This is a genomic window from Candidatus Dorea massiliensis AP6, from assembly GCF_964245105.1.
GTDB lineage: Bacteria > Bacillota > Clostridia > Lachnospirales > Lachnospiraceae > Laedolimicola > Laedolimicola intestinihominis.
Window position 1 is genome coordinate 44,250 of record NZ_CAXTKW010000003.1, and the last position, 19,174, is coordinate 63,423.

Genomic DNA, 19,174 nt, shown 5'->3' on the forward strand with positions numbered 1-19,174 from the left:
GCCTAAAATGGCAAAGAAAGTAACAGGTTATATTAAATTGCAGATTCCTGCTGGAAAGGCAACACCGGCTCCGCCTGTAGGTCCGGCTCTCGGACAGCACGGCGTGAACATCGTAGAGTTCACAAAGCAGTTCAATGCTAGAACCGCAGATCAGGACGGAATGATTATTCCGGTTGTTATCACAGTTTACGCAGACAGATCTTTCAGCTTCATCACAAAGACTCCGCCTGCAGCAGTTCTGCTGAAGAAGGCATGCAAGATTCAGTCCGGTTCCGGTGTTCCGAACAAGACTAAGGTTGCTACCATCAGCAAGGCTGAGCTTCAGAAGATCGCTGAGCTTAAGATGCCGGACCTGAACGCAGCAAACGTTGATTCCGCGATGAGCATGATCGCAGGAACCGCTCGCAGCATGGGCATCGTTGTTGAGGACTAATCGAAACTGTTATAGCAAATGTTGTACGTGGGAGGGAAAACCCTGAATCCCGCAATTACCACCAGGAGGTTATTTAATATGAAACATGGAAAGAAGTATGTTGAGGCTTCTAAGCTCTACGACAAACAGACTCAGTATGATAGAGATGAGGCAGTAGCTATCGTAAAGAAGCTTGCTACCGCAAAATTTGATGAGACCATCGAGGCTCACATCCGTACAGGTTGTGACGGACGTCATGCAGATCAGCAGATCCGTGGCGCTGTTGTACTTCCGCACGGAACCGGTAAGACTGCACGTGTGCTGGTATTCGCAAAGAACGCAAAGGCTGACGAGGCACAGGCAGCAGGTGCAGATTTCGTTGGAGCAGAGGAACTGATTCCGAAGATCCAGAACGAAGGATGGCTTGATTTCGACGTAGTTGTAGCTACCCCGGACATGATGGGCGTTGTAGGACGTCTGGGACGTGTACTTGGACCCAAGGGTCTGATGCCGAACCCGAAGGCCGGAACTGTAACTATGGACGTTACCAAGGCAATCCAGGAAATCAAAGCTGGTAAGATTGAGTATCGACTGGACAAAACTAACATTATCCACGTGCCGATTGGAAAGGCTTCCTTCACAGAGGAGCAGTTAGCGGACAACTTCCAGACGCTGATCGATGCAATCAATAAGGTTAAGCCGGCAGCTGTAAAGGGCCAGTACCTGAAGAGCGTAACCATCGCTCCGACCATGGGACCGGGCGTAAGACTGAACACAGCAAAGCTTGGTTAATCAAAAAAATTGGTTGACATTCATAAAAAGATATGCTATGCTTTCATAGCATGTAACACGACCCGAAGACAGCAGGTGCCGCAAGGCATAAGTTGAACACGCCTGCCGAGGACGATATGCATTCACTTTGAATGATTTTTCGAAACCTCTCTGTCTTCCCGGCAGAGAGGTTTTTTGTATCAGGAATTCGACAAAAATCGATTCCTTCGTATATCGGGTTGGTGAACACATAGACTAATAAGGAGGTACACCACTCATGGCAAAAATCGAGCTGAAGAAACCGGTTGTAGAAGAAATTTCTGCAAATATCGAAGGTGCTCAGTCCGTTGTTCTTGTTCAGTACTGCGGTCTGACCGTAGAGCAGGATACAAGACTTCGTAAAGAGCTCAGAGATAACGGAGTTATCTACAAGGTTTACAAGAATACGATGATGAACTTCGCATTCAAGGGAACAGATTGTGAGAGCCTTGCTCCGCAGCTGGAGGGCCCGAACGCAATTGCTATCTCCAAGACAGATGCAACTGCTCCGGCACGTATCCTTGCTAAGTTCGGCAAAGAGGCACCGGCTCTTGAGATCAAGGGCGGTATCGTAGAGGGAACATACTACGACGCAGCAGGCATGGCTGAGATCGCAAAGGTTCCGTCAAGAGAAGAGCTTCTTGGCAAGCTGCTTGGCAGCATCCAGTCTCCGATTACAAACTTTGCTCGCGTTCTGAATCAGATCGCAGAGTCCAAGGCGGAGGCATAGGCTGTGAGTACTTAATGAGTGCGTAGCACGAATTTAGTACGAACGCCCACTTGGACACTTAATGAGCGCAAGCCGAAGGCACAGCGCGAATTTAGTGACCATGGTGATTCCACTAACAAAAAACGAATTTTAAAATGAAAAATCAGGAGGAAAATAAAATGGCAAAGTTAACTACCGCTGAGTTTATCGACGCTATCAAAGAGTTATCCGTATTAGAGCTGAACGAGCTGGTAAAGGCTTGTGAGGAAGAGTTTGGTGTATCTGCAGCAGCAGGTGTTGTTGTAGCAGCAGCTGGCGACGGCGCAGCAGCAGCTGAGGAGAAGGATTCCTTCGACGTAGAGCTGACAAGCGCTGGAGATTCCAAGGTTAAGGTTATCAAGGTTGTTCGTGAGGTAACTGGTCTGGGTCTGAAGGAAGCTAAGGACCTGGTAGACGGCGCACCGAAGGTACTGAAAGAGGGCGTTTCCAAGGCAGAGGCTGATGAGCTGAAGGCTAAGCTTGAGGAGCAGGGAGCTACTGTAACTCTGAAATAAGTTTATGAAGACTTATAGAGCCGGGTGGAGTAATCCGCCCGGCTTATTTTAATCTTGTACGGTCAGGATTGCCGGTAAAAAATATCAACAAAAATATTGACCAAAATCCATAAATCTATTCAAAATCATTTTCGAAAAAAATCTCCAAAACATACAAAAAAAGCTTGACACCTATACCTCTTTATGGTATCATGTAGGATGCACTATTGTGGTGAGCTAGGCTCTGAATTCATTTTGCGTTTTTGTGCAAAATGACGAAAATAGTAGCTAACTTCCATATTAAATAAGGGGTGAACGTCAATGGAAAAGAACAGAATACGTCCGGTCGCAACCGGTAAGAACTTCAGAATGAGCTATTCCAGGCAGAAAGAAGTCCTGGAGATGCCGAACCTCATTGAGGTCCAGAAGGATTCCTATGATTGGTTCCTTCGGGAAGGTCTTCGAGAAGTGTTCGATGACATCTCTCCCATCGCCGATTACAGCGGACATCTGAGTCTGGATTTTGTAGACTTCACGCTCTGTACCGGTGAGGATGAGCTGAAATATACCATCGAAGAATGCAAGGAAAGAGATGCGACATACGCAGCTCCCCTGAAGGTAAAAGTACGTCTTTATAATAAAGAGACAGATGAAATCAATGAACACGAGATTTTCATGGGTGACCTGCCGCTGATGACGGAGACAGGTACATTCGTGATCAACGGCGCAGAACGTGTTATCGTCAGCCAGCTCGTACGTTCCCCTGGAATTTACTATGCGATTGATCATGATAAATTAGGAAAAGGCCTTTACTCCTGTACCGTTATCCCGAACCGTGGTGCATGGCTGGAGTATGAGACAGATTCCAACGATGTATTTTATGTACGTGTAGACCGAACCAGAAAGGTTCCGGTAACCGTTCTGGTTCGTGCGCTGGGTTATGGAACAAACCCGGAGATTATCGATCTGTTCGGCGAGGAGCCGAAGATCCTGGCAACTCTGGCCAAGGATACCGCAGAAAGCTACCAGGAGGGTCTGTTGGAGCTGTATAAGAAGATTCGTCCGGGCGAGCCGCTGGCGGTAGACAGCGCAGAGAGTCTGATTATGAGCATGTTCTTCGATCCGAGAAGATACGATCTGGCCAAGGTTGGACGTTATAAGTTTAATAAGAAGCTTCTGCTTCGTAACCGCATCACAGGTCATGTACTGGCGGAAGATGTGGTAGATACACAGACTGGAGAGATCCTGGCTGAGGCCGGTACCGAGGTAACCCGCGAGCTGGCAGACGAGATTCAGAACGCGGCAGTACCGTTCGTCATGATTCAGACCGAGGAGCGCGACGTACGTGTCATTTCCAGTATGATGGTAGACCTGCGCCACTATGTGGACGTGGATCCGGAAGAACTGGGTGTTACAGAATTAGTATATTATCCGGCTCTGAAAAAGATACTGGAAGAAAATGAAAGCATCGAGGATATCAAGGAAGCAGTTAAGCGCGAGATCCACGATCTGATTCCGAAGCATATTACCAAGGAAGACATTATTGCTTCCATTAACTATAACCTGCATCTGGAGTACGGCATCGGTAATGAGGACGATATCGACCATCTGGGAAATCGTCGTATCCGTGCGGTAGGTGAGCTGCTTCAGAACCAGTACCGCATCGGTCTCTCCAGAATGGAGCGTACCGTACGCGAGCGTATGACCACACAGGATCAGGACAATATTACACCGCAGTCCCTGATCAACATTAAGCCGGTCACTGCAGCAGTGAAGGAGTTCTTCGGATCTTCCCAGCTGTCACAGTTCATGGACCAGAACAATCCGCTGGGCGAGCTGACACATAAGCGTCGTCTGTCCGCACTGGGACCGGGCGGTCTGTCCAGAGATCGTGCAGGATTCGAGGTTCGAGACGTACATTACTCCCATTACGGAAGAATGTGCCCCATCGAGACCCCTGAGGGACCGAACATCGGTCTGATCAACTCTCTGGCATCCTATGCAAGAATTAACGAGTATGGATTTATTGAGACTCCGTACCGTAAGATTGATAAAGCAGATCCGAAGAATCCGCGTGTCACAGACGAAGTAGTCTACATGACCGCAGACGAAGAGGATAACTATCATGTAGCACAGGCAAATGAGCCGCTGGACGAAGAGGGACACTTCATTCATAAGAATGTATCCGGTCGTTACCGTGAGGAGACCCAGGAGTACGAGCGCTCCATGTTCGATTATATGGACGTGTCTCCGCGAATGGTATTCTCCGTAGCTACGGCGTTGATTCCGTTCCTGCAGAACGATGACGCGAACCGTGCGCTGATGGGCTCCAACATGCAGCGTCAGGCCGTACCGCTTCTGACCACAGAGGCTCCGGTAGTCGGAACGGGCATTGAAGTTAAGACCGCAGTCGACTCCGGTGTGTGTGTGGTAGCAAAGCATGACGGTGTGGTAGAGCGCTCCGTATCCAATGAGATCACCATCAAGTGTGACGATGGAACCAAGGATGTATACCGTCTGACCAAGTTCTCCCGAAGCAACCAGAGCAACTGCTACAACCAGAGACCGGTTGTATTCAAAGGCGACAAGGTAAAGAAGGGCGACGTAATTGCGGATGGTCCTTCCACCTCCGGCGGAGAGCTGGCTCTCGGTAAGAATCCGCTGATCGGATTCATGACCTGGGAAGGTTACAACTACGAGGACGCCGTACTTCTTAGCGAGCGTCTGGTAGAGGATGATGTATACACCTCTATTCATATCGAGGAATATGAGGCAGAGGCCCGTGATACCAAGCTGGGACCGGAAGAGATCACAAGAGACGTTCCGGGCGTGGGCGATGACGCGCTGAAGGATCTGGACGAGCGCGGAATTATCCGTATCGGCGCTGAGGTTCGCGCAGGCGATATTCTGGTAGGTAAGGTTACACCCAAGGGAGAAACTGAGCTGACCGCAGAGGAGAGACTGCTGCGCGCCATCTTCGGTGAGAAGGCCCGCGAGGTGCGTGATACCTCCCTGAAGGTACCCCACGGCGAGTATGGTATCGTCGTAGACGCGAAGGTATTTACCAGAGAGAACGGCGACGAGCTGTCTCCGGGTGTAAATCAGTCCGTTCGTATCTACATTGCTCAGAAGCGTAAGATCTCCGTAGGAGATAAGATGGCAGGCCGTCACGGTAATAAGGGTGTCGTTTCCCGTGTACTTCCGGTAGAGGATATGCCGTTCCTGCCGAACGGACGTCCGCTGGATATCGTTCTGAACCCCCTGGGCGTACCGTCCCGTATGAATATCGGACAGGTCCTGGAGATTCACTTAAGCCTGGCTGCCAAGGCCCTTGGCTTCAATGTATCCACACCGGTATTCTCCGGCGCGAACGAGAGCGATATCATGGATACACTGGATCTGGCAAATGATTATGTAAACCTTCCGTTTGACGACGCAGAGGCGGCTGAATGGAAGGAAAGAGGCGAGGAGACCACAGCAGACGGAAGACCGTGGAGTGGTGAGACCTTCCTCGGCATTCACGGCGAGGAACTGCATCCGGAGGTAACACAGTACCTGGATGAGAACCGTGAGCATAGAAAGCTCTGGAAGGGTGTTCCCATTTCCAGAGACGGTAAGGTGCGGCTGCGTGACGGACGTACAGGCGAGTACTTTGACGGCGCTGTAACCATCGGTCACATGCATTACCTGAAGCTGCATCACCTGGTAGACGATAAGATTCATGCCCGTTCCACAGGACCGTACTCCCTGGTTACTCAGCAGCCGCTGGGTGGTAAGGCACAGTTCGGTGGACAGCGTTTCGGAGAGATGGAGGTGTGGGCTCTGGAGGCCTATGGCGCATCTTACACCCTGCAGGAGATTCTGACCATGAAGTCTGACGACGTTATCGGACGTGTGAAGACCTACGAGGCCATTATCAAGGGCGACAATATTCCGAAGCCGGGTATTCCCGAGTCATTCAAGGTACTTTTGAAAGAGCTTCAGTCTCTGGGACTGGATGTTCGCGTACTGCGGGATGACAATACAGAGGTCGAGATCATGGAGACCAGCGAGTACGGTGACAGCACCGATATCCGCTCCATCATCGAGGGAGACCGCCGCTTCAAGGATGATGAGGATTCCTATGGCGATTACGGCTTCAGCAAGCAGGAGTTTGCCGAGGACGGAGAACTGGTTGATATCGAGGAGGAGCCGGACGATTCAGATGAGGATTTCTCTGATTTCGACGGAGATTTTGAAGAAGAATAAGGAAGGGAGTGCCATTCATGCCAGAAACAACGAATCAGGCTGTATACCAGCCGATGACATTTGACGCGATTCGTATCGGACTTGCGTCCCCGGAGAAGATCCGGGAGTGGTCCAGAGGCGAGGTTAAAAAGCCTGAAACCATCAATTACAGAACCCTGAAACCGGAAAAAGACGGCTTATTCTGTGAACGAATCTTCGGACCCAGCAAGGACTGGGAGTGCCACTGCGGAAAGTACAAAAAGATTCGCTATAAAGGCGTAGTCTGCGACCGTTGTGGAGTAGAGGTTACAAAGTCTAACGTCCGCCGTGAGCGTATGGGCCACATCGAGCTGGCCGCTCCGGTGTCTCATATCTGGTACTTCAAGGGCATTCCCAGCCGTATGGGACTGATCCTTGACCTGTCTCCGCGTACATTGGAGAAGGTTCTGTACTTTGCGTCCTACATCGTACTGGACGCAGGCGATACCGAGCTGCAGTACAAGCAGGTATTGTCTGAGAAGGAGTACCAGGATATGCGCGAGAAGTATGGCAGCCGCTTTCGCGTAGGTATGGGCGCAGAGTCCGTAAAGGAGCTTCTGCAGGCCATCGATCTGGAAAAGGAGTCTGTGGAACTGAAGGCAGGCCTGAAGGATGCCAGCGGACAGAAGCGTGCCCGTATCATCAAGCGTCTGGAGGTCGTAGAGGCCTTCCGCGAGTCCGGTAATAAGCCGGAGTGGATGATTCTGGATGCGGTTCCGGTTATTCCGCCCGATCTGCGACCCATGGTACAGCTGGATGGTGGACGTTTCGCTACCTCTGACCTGAACGACCTGTACCGCAGAATTATCAACAGAAATAACCGACTGACCCGCCTTCTTGAGTTAGGTGCGCCGGATATTATCGTCCGCAACGAGAAGCGTATGCTGCAGGAGGCTGTAGACGCCTTGATCGATAACGGACGTCGTGGCCGTCCTGTCACCGGCCCGGGCAACAGAGCCCTGAAGTCTCTGTCTGACATGCTGAAAGGTAAGTCCGGACGTTTCCGTCAGAACCTGCTGGGTAAGCGTGTTGACTATTCCGGACGTTCCGTTATCGTCGTAGGTCCGGAGCTGAAGATTTATCAGTGCGGTCTTCCGAAGGAGATGGCCATCGAACTGTTCAAACCCTTCGTTATGAAGGAACTGGTACAGAACGGTACCGCGCATAATATCAAGAGCGCTAAGAAAATGGTAGAGCGTCAGGTACAGCCGGAGGTATGGGATGTACTGGAAGACGTCATCAAAGAGCATCCGGTTATGCTGAACCGTGCTCCTACCCTGCATCGTCTTGGTATCCAGGCCTTCGAGCCGATTCTGGTAGAAGGTAAGGCTATCAAGCTGCATCCGCTGGTTTGTACCGCGTTCAACGCGGACTTCGACGGAGACCAGATGGCAGTGCACCTTCCCCTGTCCGTAGAGGCGCAGGCGGAGTGCCGTTTCCTGCTGCTCTCCCCGAACAACCTGCTGAAGCCGTCTGACGGCGGTCCCGTAGCCGTACCGTCCCAGGATATGGTCCTTGGTATCTATTACCTGACCCAGGAGCGTCCGGGAAGCGAAGGCGAAGGCAAGTTCTTCAAGAACCTGAACGAAGCCATCCTGGCTTATGAGAATAAAGTCATCCGTCTGCAGTCCAGAATCAAGGTCCGCGTAACCAGAACCCTGGCTGACGGAACCGAGATGACCGGTATCGTAGAGTCCACGCTGGGCCGTTTCCTCTTCAACGAGATTCTACCGCAGGATCTGGGCTTTGTAGATCGTACTGTTCCGGGCAATGAGCTGGTACTGGAGGTTGATTTCCACGTAGGCAAGAAGGGTCTGAAGCAGATTCTGGAGAAGGTTATCAATACCCACGGAGCCACCAGAACCGCAGAGGTACTGGACGATATCAAGGCGATGGGATACAAGTATTCCACCCGTGCGGCTATGACCGTATCCATTTCCGATATGACCGTGCCGCCTGAGAAGCCGGAGCTGATCAAGAAGGCACAGGATACCGTAGATAAGATTACACGTAACTACAAACGTGGTTTGATTACCGAGGAAGAGCGTTATAAGGAAGTTGTTGAAACCTGGAAGGACACCGACGCTATCCTGACCAAGGCACTGCTGGACGGTCTGGATCGTTACAACAACATCTACATGATGGCTGACTCCGGAGCCCGTGGTTCCGATAAGCAGATCAAACAGCTGGCCGGTATGCGTGGACTGATGGCGGATACCACCGGTCACACCATCGAGCTTCCTATCAAGTCTAACTTCCGTGAGGGTCTGGACGTTCTGGAGTACTTCATGTCAGCGCATGGAGCTCGAAAGGGTATGTCCGATACCGCTCTGCGTACCGCGGACTCCGGTTACCTGACCCGTCGAATGGTAGACGTATCTCAGGATTTGATTGTCCGTGAGGTTGACTGCTGCGAGGGCAAGGGTGAAATCCCGGGCATGGTAGTAAAGGCCTTTATGGACGGCAAGGAAGAGATCGAGAGCCTGCAGGATCGTATTACCGGACGTTTTGCGTGCGAGACGGTATACGACAAGGACGGCAACGTACTCGTTAAGGCAAATCATATGATTACCCCGAGACGTGCAGCCGCTATTATGAAAAATGGCGTGGATAAGGACGGCAACCCCATTGACAGCCTGAAGATCCGTACCATTCTGACCTGTAAATCACACATCGGTGTGTGCGCGAAGTGCTACGGCGCGAACATGGCAACCGGCGAAGCTGTACAGGTAGGTGAGGCAGTTGGTATCATCGCTGCTCAGTCTATCGGTGAGCCGGGTACACAGCTGACCATGAGAACCTTCCACAGCGGCGGTGTCGCAGGTGGAGATATCACACAGGGTCTTCCCCGTGTCGAGGAGCTTTTTGAGGCCAGAAAGCCGAAGGGACTTGCAATCATCACGGAGATTGCCGGAACCGTTACCATTCTGGATACCAAGAAGAAGCGCGAGATTCAGGTGACAGGCGAGGACGGCGAGTCCAAGGTATACCTGATTCCCTACGGCTCCCGTATCAAGGTACAGGACGGCCAGGTACTGGAGGCCGGCGACGAGCTGACGGAAGGTAGCGTGAACCCCCACGATATCCTGAAGATCAAAGGCGTACGTGCCGTACAGGATTACATGATCCGCGAGGTTCAGCGTGTATATCGTCTGCAGGGTGTAGAAATTGCCGACAAGCATATCGAGATGCTGGTACACCAGATGCTGAAGAAGATTCGTATCGAGGACAACGGAGATTCCGATTTCCTGCCGGGTACTCTGGTAGATATTCTGGAGTTCGAGGACGCCAACGAGCGTCTGCTCGCAGAGGGCAAGCAGCCCGCAGAAGGAAAGCAGATTATGCTTGGTATCACCAAGGCATCTCTGGCTACCAACTCCTTCCTGTCCGCTGCATCCTTCCAGGAGACCACCAAGGTTCTGACCGAGGCTGCTATCAAGGGTAAGGTTGACCCGCTGATCGGTCTGAAGGAGAATGTACTGATCGGTAAGCTGATTCCTGCCGGAACCGGTATGAAGCGTTATCAGAATGTAAAACTGGATACCGATATGGACGAAGAGGCTGAGCTGGACTTCGACGAGGACATCGATCTGGATGAAAGTCTGGAACTGACTGAGGACGGAGCTGAGGATGAGGCTGCTGTAGAGGCAGAGGAGACCGAGGAGCCGGTTGAGGTATAAATTACGAAGAAATAATAGAAAACTGCTGTTTCACGAAAGTGTGGGACAGCAGTTTTTTTATGTCTTCTTCCTTGACAGAAGGAAAAGATGTGCTATAATTTTATCTTGGTTAGAAACTACTAACTAGAATGAGAAAAATCGGAAGGTAGCCTATGCCATTAAACTTAGCAGATAAGAATAAAAAATATACCATTCTTCGCATCGCAGGAAATGAGCGGGAGGCACGCAGGCTGGAGAGTCTGGGCTTTGTGCCGGGCTCTGAAATCACCATTCTGTCGGTGATAGACGGAAACTTCCTGGTGTCTGTGAAGGGAACGCGCATCGGAATCGGCTGCGAATATGCCAAGCGGATTCTGGTGATTTAGAGGAGAACAGATAAAGCAGGTGAGATATATGACGACAAACAAACGATATTCCAGAATTTTACTAATGACTATGTGCGTAATTATGTGTATTCTGATTGCCATTCAGATCTATATGACTTCGTACGTACTGTGGGGCGAATCCGGTATCTGGCCGCGGACCCTGAGCTGTCTGGCGCTGGTGCTGGAGATTATCACACTGTCCATCTATTTTGCCAGCTCCCGGATCAGTTCAGATGTGGGCAATATGGTATTTACAGATGTGACGGGGATCAAGAATAAACTGGCCTATCAGGATCGTATCATTCGCATCAACGAGGGACGGGATACCTTCTCTATCGGTGTAATCATGTTTGATCTGAACAATCTGAAGACGGTTAATGATACTTTGGGCCATGAGATGGGCGATCACTATATTGAGGCATTTTCAGCAATTCTGTCGAAGGTGCAGAACGAGCGAATCAACGCTTACCGGATAGGCGGCGATGAGTTTGCGGTGATACTGGAGCAGACCAATGCGGTGGAGGTACATCACATTCTGGACTGGATGGACGCGACGATAGCGGAATACAATCAGAAGCATGATATTGCTATTTCCTATGCAAGAGGTTATGAAATCAGCACCAGCGATCATTACTATCTGATGGAGGAGCTGACCCGGCGGGCAGACAGTCAGATGTATCAGAATAAGCAGATCGTGAAAGAAAAACTGGGAATGGGAAGCAGATAAATTGAAGGCATTATTATTACTAATCACAGTACTCCTGCTGGCAGTGGGCATCTTACAGCATCTTATCATTCGGCAGGACAGGAAGAGACGGCATCGCATGGGTCATGATGAGCTGACCGGCATTTGTAATTGGGAGCATTTGGTACAGAAGGCAGAGTTGCTCAATAAAAGCGACTGGCCTCGCTACGTGATTTACTCAGACATCGGTGGTTTTAAGCTGATCAATGAAGTGTTTGGCCGGGAAAAGGGCAATGAAATCCTGCGGCGGCAGGCAGAGCTGATCAAGAGGTTCGTAAGGGAGGGAGATATCTACGGGCGGAGCGGCGAGGATCATTTCGTCGTCATTGTGGAGCAGGCTCATTTTCGTGAGGAATATCTGGAGGAATGCCGCCGGGAAATGCAGAAGGTGCTGGATAATCCGGCCTATCAGGTTCAGGTGTATTTTGGCATCTATAAGGCAGAGCATTTCCATGAACCGCTGGCGTCCATGTGCGACAAGGCTTCTCTGGCGATTCAGTCCATCAAAGGCGATCTGGAGCGCTTCGTCGCCTATTATGATGATTCTATGATGGAAAATGCGGTCAAAAGCAAGGCTGTCATAGACGAATTTGACGTGGCATTGGAAAATGGCGAATTTCAGATGTATCTGCAGCCCCAGATCATGGCCGGCTCCGGAAAACTCCACGGCGCGGAGGCCCTGGTGCGGCGGATTCGGCCGGATGGCCAGGTGATTCCACCCATGGAATTTATTCCGGTCTATGAGAAAACGGGTCTGATATACCGTCTGGATCTTTATATCTGGGAGCAGGCGGCAAAGAAGCTGAGCAAATGGAAACAGGACGGCGTCGAGCTAAACATTTCCGTCAATATCTCCCCGCGGGATTTTTATTATGTGGATATCTATAATACCTTTATGAATCTGGTGGGGAAATATGAGATTGTGCCGGAGCACTTGAATATCGAGATAACGGAAACGGCAATCATGTCGGATGTACCGAATCTGCGCTCCGATCTGGAGCGGCTGCAGGCGGCCGGGTTTATCGTGGAAATCGATGATTTTGGAAGCGGTTATTCTTCTCTGAATACGCTGAAGGATATCAATGTGGATACATTGAAAATCGACATGGGCTTTCTGCGGGAGAGTGAAAACCATGAAAAAGGCCGGATCATTCTCAACTCCGTGGTGCGGATGGCCAAGGAACTGGGAATGCCGGTCATTACCGAAGGCGTGGAAACCCGAGAGCAGGTGCATGACCTGACCCATATGGGCTGCGACACCTTTCAGGGATATTATTTCTCAAAGCCGGTGGATGTGGAGACGTTTGAAAGACGGTATCTGCACAGGGAAGGATGAGCCACATAGAGCTCACCGGTCACGCCGATGACGGCGCTCAGGATACCCGCCATAAATACCGGATTGCTTACGTCTACGCCAAACAGGATGGAGGACGCATTTGCTGTCATAATTCCTGCGAAAATAATCAGATACATGATTTTTTGAAGAATTGCTTTTGTTTTCATAATAAACACCTCTCTATACCTGCAAGTATAGGAGGTGTTTGTTAGGTTTCCGGCATCTTTGGGTAAAGTCTTTGTAAAGCTTCGGAAAAGATTTATCGACCGAGGATCAGGGCGAAATAGCCCCAGTCCCAGAGGGGATCTTCAAAGCTGTTTTCCAGGTATTCGAAAATGTCTTCTTCATTGTAGCCGGTCATACGGTTCAGAATGACGATGTAACTTCGGACCGTCTCGTAGGAAAGTGGCTGCCTGCCGCCCTGAAGCCAGGCCAGGAACAGGCTGTGGCGGATGACGGCATAGGTCAGGACGATCCATTCCAGATGGAGAAGCAGTGTCGTGAGCGTGAGGTCGCTGCCGGGGAGCAGGAAACCGGAGTAGAGCTCATTTTCCAGGTAATGGAATAATAAGGGGCGCCAGACGGTGAAATCCTGTCGGAATGCGTCCCAGTCACGGAGCAGTTCTTCTTCGTCGCAGCCTTTGGAAAGTTCCTCTGCCAGCCGGATAATCGGTTCCAGATAGCCGGAATACAGGCCTTCCTTACGGTAATTCACGGCTAGATCCTGTAAAAGCTCGTTGCACTCGTCCAGGGTGTCCAGGGGCGGCAGATCGATATTGGAGATGGCGTCGCGGAGTTGTGCGCGGGAACTATCGGAAAAGTATTCGGTGATATGGGCGTCGTCCAGAGTATCAATCCGGTTCAGTTCCTGAAGGATATAGGAGAGCTCCAGCAGGGCTTGCTCCAGGGTATCCTTTTCCGGCGCCCGGTGGCTTAAGTCCAGCAGACGGATGCTCTCTGAACGCAGACGGAACAGAAGTCGGGTTCGTTCGGAGGGCAGATCTTCCGGCATCGGCTCCGGAAAGGTAAGCCCATCCATTTCCCGCCAGATATCCAACACCGCCGGACAGGCAGCCATCAGGCTCTCCTCTTCATGGGTGCGGAACTTCAGAATCTCCCGGGGAAAATCCTGGCAGGTCCTGGAAAGTACTGTGTCATCATAGGTGCATACAAGTTTACATAACTTGCCTGAATTTAAAAACGGACATTTGTGTTCCGGGGTCAGTCCGATGACCCGTTCGCCGTCTTTGTGTATAGTATAAGCATTCAGATTTTTCTTCTGTTCCTCCACATCAGCCGGGGGAGCCAGCTTCTTCCAGCGCCTGGCGGTGTCGTCATCCACAGCGATTTTCCATTCCTGACAGCAGGTAATGGGACAGGCTCCGGCGATGCAGGTAAAATGTTCATAGTAATCAGGACATAATCGTTTCATAGAAAATTCTCCCAGATAAATGGATGGCTCACCGGTTCCTTCCGGCAAAACTCAGGATCAATGCTATCATAAACAGAAAGTGAATACAAGCAGTTCCTGAGCAGATAGAGGCTGCATCGAAGCGTGAGATGATGAACGTCAGTTTTTCTGTGAATGAGATATTGCATTTCCCGAAAAATCTGTGTAACATAACAGATAAGAAGGGCTTTAAGAAAAGACAGAAAAGCAACGGGAGAGATAAAAGTGAAAAAGAATAAATACGAAATCGACATGTGCAACGGCACCCTGATGGACAAGCTGATCGTGTTCGCGGTGCCGCTGATGATTTCCGGTGTGCTGCAGCTGATGTTCAATGCGGTGGATATTATCGTGGTGGGGCAGTACAGCGGAAGCCAGTCTCTGGCGGCGGTGGGCTCCACGACAGCCCTGATCAATATCTTTACGAATCTGTTTATCGGTATTTCTATGGGCGTCAATGTACTGGCGGCCCGGTTTTACGCAGCAGGCCAGGATCAGCAGATGTCTGAGACCGTTCATACGGCAATTCTGGTGGCGCTGATCAGCGGCGTGATCATGACCTTTGTGGGAGTGGGGATGGCCCGGTGGGCGCTGGAAGTGATGGCGACGCCTGATGATGTGATTGATTTATCTACGCTCTACATGCGGATTTATTTTCTGGGCATGCCATTTTTCATGCTGTATAACTATGGAGCGGCGATTCTGCGTGCGGTGGGTGATACCAGACGGCCGCTGCTCTTCCTGATCGTGGCGGGTATCACTAATGCGATGCTGAATGTGATTCTTGTGGTAAAATTCCATATGGCCGTGGAAGGCGTGGCGATTGCCACCGTAGTGTCGCAGCTTATCTCCTGTATTCTGGTGCTGCGCTGCCTGTATCAATCAGAGAGCAGTTATCAGCTGCGGTTTTCGAAGCTACGGGTCAATGTGTCTTATCTGAGTCAGATTTTCCAGGTGGGTATCCCGGCGGGCATCCAGAGCGTGGTCATTAATTTCTCCAACGCCATGCTCCAGTCCTCGGTAAACTCCTTCGGATCCACAGCCATGGCGGGCTACACAGCGGCCAACAACCTGCTGGGCTTCCTCTACGCGTCGGTGAATTCCGTCACTCAGGCCTGTATGAGTTTCACCAGCCAGAATTATGGCGTGGGGAAATTTAAACGGATGGATCGGGTGCTGATAGACTGCGCGCTTATCTCAGTGGTGTTCGCGGGAACACTGGGAACGATTTTCTATGTGTTCGGATCGGAGATTCTGCAGATTTATACAAAGGATCCGGAAGTTATCAAAGCGGGAATGGAAATTATTTCCATTACAACGATTCCCTATTTTCTGTGCGGCATCATGGATCTGTTCCCGGGCGCCATGCGCGGCATGGGACGGTCGGGTGTGCCGATGATTTTGTCGATTATCGGAACGGTGGGAACCAGAATCGTCTGGATCTACGGGATCTTTCCGCTGCATCGGTCCTTGTTCGTACTATTTATTTCCTATCCGGGATCCTGGCTGATTACGATTGCCATGCAGGTGATCTGCTTCTTTATCGTGCGAAAACAGGAGCGGGAGCGTTATATGTAAGATGGACAAGACGGATTTTATCGTAAATACTGGATAGAAGTTACAGGGAAAATAAAAGGGAAAAAGAGGAAACGATCATGTTATTGGTGAAAAATGCAGAGGTCTATGCTCCGGAATATCTCGGGAAAAAGGATGTGTTGATCTGTGGCAGAAGGATTGAACAGATTCAGGATACGATCGGAGCACTCCCGGTGGAGTGCCGGGTGTTGGATGCGGCAGGCAAGCTTCTTACGCCGGGACTTATCGATCAGCATGTCCACATTACAGGAGGCGGAGGAGAAGGAAGCTTCCATACGCGGACGCCGGAGCTTCAGCTTTCAGAGCTGGTGAAGAACGGTATCACAACGGTGGTAGGACTTCTGGGTACCGATGGAATCACAAGGAGTGTGGATAATCTCTATGCGAAAACAAGAGCTCTCTGTGAAGAGGGCGTGAGCGCCTATATGCTGACAGGCTCTTACGGATATCCGAGTCCGACGATTACGGGAGAAATCGAACGGGATATCGTATTTGTGAAAGAGGTGCTCGGTGTAAAACTGGCGATTTCTGATCACAGGGCGCCGAATGTGACAGAAGATGAACTGATTCAGATTGCAAGTAAGGCCAGGGTGGCCGGTATGCTCAGTGGCAAGCCGGGCATGGTGACGCTGCATATGGGTGACGACAAGGCGGGATTGAAGCCGGTATTCCGGGCACTCAGGGAAAGCTCCGTTCCGGTTCGGATCTTCCGCCCTACTCATGTAAACCGCAATGACGCACTGTTGGAGGAAGGCTATCAGCTTCTGGAGGAAGGCGGTTATGTGGATCTGACCTGCTGTATGCATACGACTCCGGGTGACTGTATTCTGGAGGCAAAGAAGCGCGGACTTCCCACAGAGCATATCACCATCAGCTCTGACGGGCACGGAAGCTGGTCCAACTATGCGGAGGATGGTACACTTCTGGAGATTGGTGTATCCGGCGTGGACGCAATTCGAAAAGAGATTTTGTATATGGTGAAGACGCTTGGAATGCCATTGGAGGAGGCGCTTCCCTATGCTACCAGCCAGGTGGCGGAAGGACTGGATCTGCTGCCGGAGAAGGGCGTAATTCGACCGGGCGCGGACGCGGATATTCTGCTTTGGGAACCGGATTTGACGCTGGATACCTTTGTGGCAGGCGGCAAGATCTTTATGAAAGACGGAAAAGTTGTAAAAAAAGGAACCTATGAATAGGTGAAGGAAGGCAGAAAGAGAGCCGTCGCAGCGGTGGTGGCAGGCCTTATTACTCTGCTGCTCTTCACTCTGAATCCGTCTGTGAAGGCACTGGCTATGGGCTTCCAGGGCGCGCTGGGAACGGACTTTATGGTACCGTCCTATCTGGCAGTTTCCTATATCCGGGATTTCCTGGAAGAAATGAAACACATGGAGCTGTAAAAGCGAAAAAAGAGAAGGTTTTTAAGGAAGGGGGTTGTATACCCCCTTCTTTGATGTTATACTCACAAAGGAAACAAAATGAATTCTAATTTTCAGGAGGTGAATTTCATGGACAGTTGCGATAGTACGGGACGAAGTAGAAAGTACGGTGCGAACAGGACAGGCAAAAACGTGCAGCTGTGCGTGAAGATTCCCTTAGGAATCATAAAATAGCTGCATGCTTTTGCGTGTCATGGCTGGCTTATATGAGCATTTGATTCACACCGTATTCAGAAAGATCCGGACTTCACAGCGTGTAACCGTTAAGTCTGCTTTGGAAAATCTGAAGCGGTGTTTTTTTGCGGGCATTTTTCGGAAAATTCCAGTGGAAGGTTCTGGAAAAATGCGGCTCAAATGGAGGTAGGCTATGACAAAGTATGTAGAGGAACTGATTGCGATCATCCGGGGAAATCTGTCCCGGGAGGAGCTGATTGACCGGCTCTTCGATTACCATGATAACGATATTGCGGAGGCTCTGGAGCTTCTGACGCCGGAGGAGAGAAAGCGCCTGTACTCAGCTCTGGGCGCGGAGCGGGTAGCGGAGATTTTCGCTTACCTGGACGACGGCGATATTTATCTGAAGGAGCTGTCCTTAAAGCAGCAGGCGAAAGTCATTTCCGAGATGGATTCCGACGACGCGGTGGACATCCTGGAGGAAGTGGACGACGATACAAAGTGTAAAATTCTGGGGATGCTGGACAAAGAGGCCAGCGAGGACGTCCGGCTTCTGTTGTCCTACGACGAGGATGAGATCGGTAGTTATATGACCACCAATTTTATCCTGATTCACAACGATCTGACCGTCCGGGAGGCCATGCGGGAGCTGGTGCGTCAGGCCGGAGAAAATGATAACATTTCCACGATCTATGTGGTGGATCGGCAGGAGCAGTACTACGGAGCCATCGAGCTGCAGGATCTGATCATCGCAAGAGAGCATGTGGAGCTGGAAGATCTGATCAGCCGTTCCTATCCGTTCGTCATGGACCATGAGAAAATCAGTGACTGCATTGAGAAAATCAAGGACTACGCCGAGGATTCTATTCCCGTATTGTTGGAGGATCGGAGCATCGGCGGTATCATCACAGCCCAGGATATTGTAGAGGTGGTAGACGACGAGATGGGCGACGATTACGCGAAGCTGGCTGGTCTGACTGCCGAGGAGGACTTAAACGAGACCACAGGCGAGAGCATCCGTAAAAGACTGCCCTGGCTGGTGATTCTGCTGTTCCTCGGCATGGTGGTGTCCGCTGTGGTGGGCGTCTTTGAGTCCGTGGTAGCGGTGCTCCCCATCGTCATGTGCTTCCAGTCCCTGATTCTGGACATGGCCGGTAATGTGGGCACCCAGTCCCTGGCGGTAACCATCCGGGTGCTGATGGATGAGAACCTGACCACCGGACAGAAGGTGAAGCTTATGTTCAAGGAGATGAAGATCGGCTTCTTCAACGGCGCGATTCTGGCGGTGATGGCCCTGGTATTCCTGGGCGCGTACATCCACCTGTTCAAAGGTTTCACCCTGGGCTATTCTCTGATGATTTCCGCCTGTGTGGGCGTGTCCCTGGTGGGCGCCATGGTGGTGTCCAGCCTGGTGGGCACTCTGACCCCGATTTTCTTCAAGAAAGTGGGAGTGGATCCGGCAGTGGCTTCCGGCCCGCTGATTACGACCATCAACGATCTGGTGGCCATCGTGGTGTATTACGGACTGGTGGCGGTGGTGCTGATTGATATGTTCCATCTGGCGTAAAAGAGAGAAAGAAAAGATCTTGTCGTATGGATACGATAAGGTCTTTTTTTGCTTGACAGAAGAAAAGCCCGGGTGTACGGTACAAATATCAGTGA

General features: G+C 50.9%; 15 protein-coding genes and 1 other annotated feature. Of the genes, 13 read left to right on the top strand and 2 right to left on the bottom strand.

The annotated features are described in order from the left end of the window. The first annotated feature begins 7 nt into the window (after positions 1-7). From rplK to ACESZP_RS04145, 9 genes are all read left to right on the top strand, one after another. Complete coding sequence (gene rplK, locus ACESZP_RS04105; protein ID WP_178039324.1) at positions 8-433, top strand: 50S ribosomal protein L11; 426 nt, start codon at positions 8-10, stop codon at positions 431-433. Between the two features lie 78 nt (positions 434-511). Beyond that, entirely contained in the window at positions 512-1,204 is a 693-nt protein-coding gene (gene rplA, locus ACESZP_RS04110) for a 50S ribosomal protein L1 (protein WP_178039323.1), read from the top strand. Positions 1,205-1,248: 44 nt separating this feature from the next. Further along, positions 1,249-1,389, top strand: a sequence feature (ribosomal protein L10 leader region). A gap of 71 nt (positions 1,390-1,460) precedes the next feature. Continuing rightward, positions 1,461-1,952: a 50S ribosomal protein L10 gene (gene rplJ / locus ACESZP_RS04115; RefSeq protein ID WP_178039322.1), complete on the top strand. Its 492-nt coding sequence runs from the start codon at positions 1,461-1,463 to the stop codon at positions 1,950-1,952. 158 nt (positions 1,953-2,110) lie between these two features. Further along, positions 2,111-2,485: a 50S ribosomal protein L7/L12 gene (gene rplL, locus ACESZP_RS04120; RefSeq protein WP_178039321.1), complete on the top strand. Its 375-nt coding sequence runs from the start codon at positions 2,111-2,113 to the stop codon at positions 2,483-2,485. 300 nt (positions 2,486-2,785) lie between these two features. Further along, positions 2,786-6,712, top strand: a complete 3,927-nt coding sequence (gene rpoB, locus ACESZP_RS04125) for a DNA-directed RNA polymerase subunit beta (protein ID WP_349164712.1) — start codon at positions 2,786-2,788, stop codon at positions 6,710-6,712. Between the two features lie 17 nt (positions 6,713-6,729). After that, positions 6,730-10,410 carry a DNA-directed RNA polymerase subunit beta' gene (gene rpoC, locus ACESZP_RS04130; RefSeq protein WP_499708110.1) on the top strand — a complete coding sequence of 1,227 codons (3,681 nt, stop codon included), beginning with the start codon at positions 6,730-6,732 and terminating at the stop codon, positions 10,408-10,410. Between the two features lie 152 nt (positions 10,411-10,562). Beyond that, the gene (locus tag ACESZP_RS04135) at positions 10,563-10,775 is read left to right on the top strand and encodes a FeoA domain-containing protein (RefSeq protein WP_178039735.1); all 213 of its coding nucleotides are present in this window, start codon (positions 10,563-10,565) and stop codon (positions 10,773-10,775) included. A 28-nt stretch (positions 10,776-10,803) separates the two neighbouring features. Beyond that, entirely contained in the window at positions 10,804-11,502 is a 699-nt protein-coding gene (locus tag ACESZP_RS04140) for a GGDEF domain-containing protein (RefSeq protein WP_499708111.1), read from the top strand. Between the two features lies 1 nt (position 11,503). Next, entirely contained in the window at positions 11,504-12,856 is a 1,353-nt protein-coding gene (locus ACESZP_RS04145; protein WP_499708112.1) for a putative bifunctional diguanylate cyclase/phosphodiesterase, read from the top strand. On the opposite strand, the gene ACESZP_RS04150 is transcribed toward ACESZP_RS04145, so the two are convergent. Both ACESZP_RS04150 and fliB read right to left on the bottom strand, forming a co-directional pair. Continuing rightward, positions 12,793-13,023 (bottom strand): hypothetical protein, encoded by a 231-nt coding sequence (locus ACESZP_RS04150; RefSeq protein ID WP_499708113.1) that lies wholly within the window; start codon positions 13,021-13,023, stop codon positions 12,793-12,795. The two genes, ACESZP_RS04145 and ACESZP_RS04150, sit on opposite strands and share 64 nt — an antisense overlap. Positions 13,024-13,115: 92 nt before the next feature. Continuing rightward, positions 13,116-14,288 (bottom strand): flagellin lysine-N-methylase, encoded by a 1,173-nt coding sequence (gene fliB, locus ACESZP_RS04155; protein WP_499708114.1) that lies wholly within the window; start codon positions 14,286-14,288, stop codon positions 13,116-13,118. 270 nt (positions 14,289-14,558) lie between these two features. Between fliB and ACESZP_RS04160 the strand changes: the two genes are divergently transcribed. From ACESZP_RS04160 to mgtE, 4 genes are all read left to right on the top strand, one after another. After that, positions 14,559-15,884 carry an MATE family efflux transporter gene (locus tag ACESZP_RS04160; RefSeq protein WP_499708248.1) on the top strand — a complete coding sequence of 442 codons (1,326 nt, stop codon included), beginning with the start codon at positions 14,559-14,561 and terminating at the stop codon, positions 15,882-15,884. 77 nt (positions 15,885-15,961) lie between these two features. After that, positions 15,962-17,098 carry a beta-aspartyl-peptidase gene (gene iadA / locus ACESZP_RS04165; RefSeq protein WP_499708115.1) on the top strand — a complete coding sequence of 379 codons (1,137 nt, stop codon included), beginning with the start codon at positions 15,962-15,964 and terminating at the stop codon, positions 17,096-17,098. Next, complete coding sequence (locus ACESZP_RS04170) at positions 17,099-17,299, top strand: hypothetical protein (RefSeq protein ID WP_178039729.1); 201 nt, start codon at positions 17,099-17,101, stop codon at positions 17,297-17,299. 406 nt (positions 17,300-17,705) lie between these two features. Further along, complete coding sequence (gene mgtE / locus ACESZP_RS04175) at positions 17,706-19,079, top strand: magnesium transporter (protein ID WP_499708116.1); 1,374 nt, start codon at positions 17,706-17,708, stop codon at positions 19,077-19,079. Positions 19,080-19,174 lie beyond the last annotated feature (95 nt).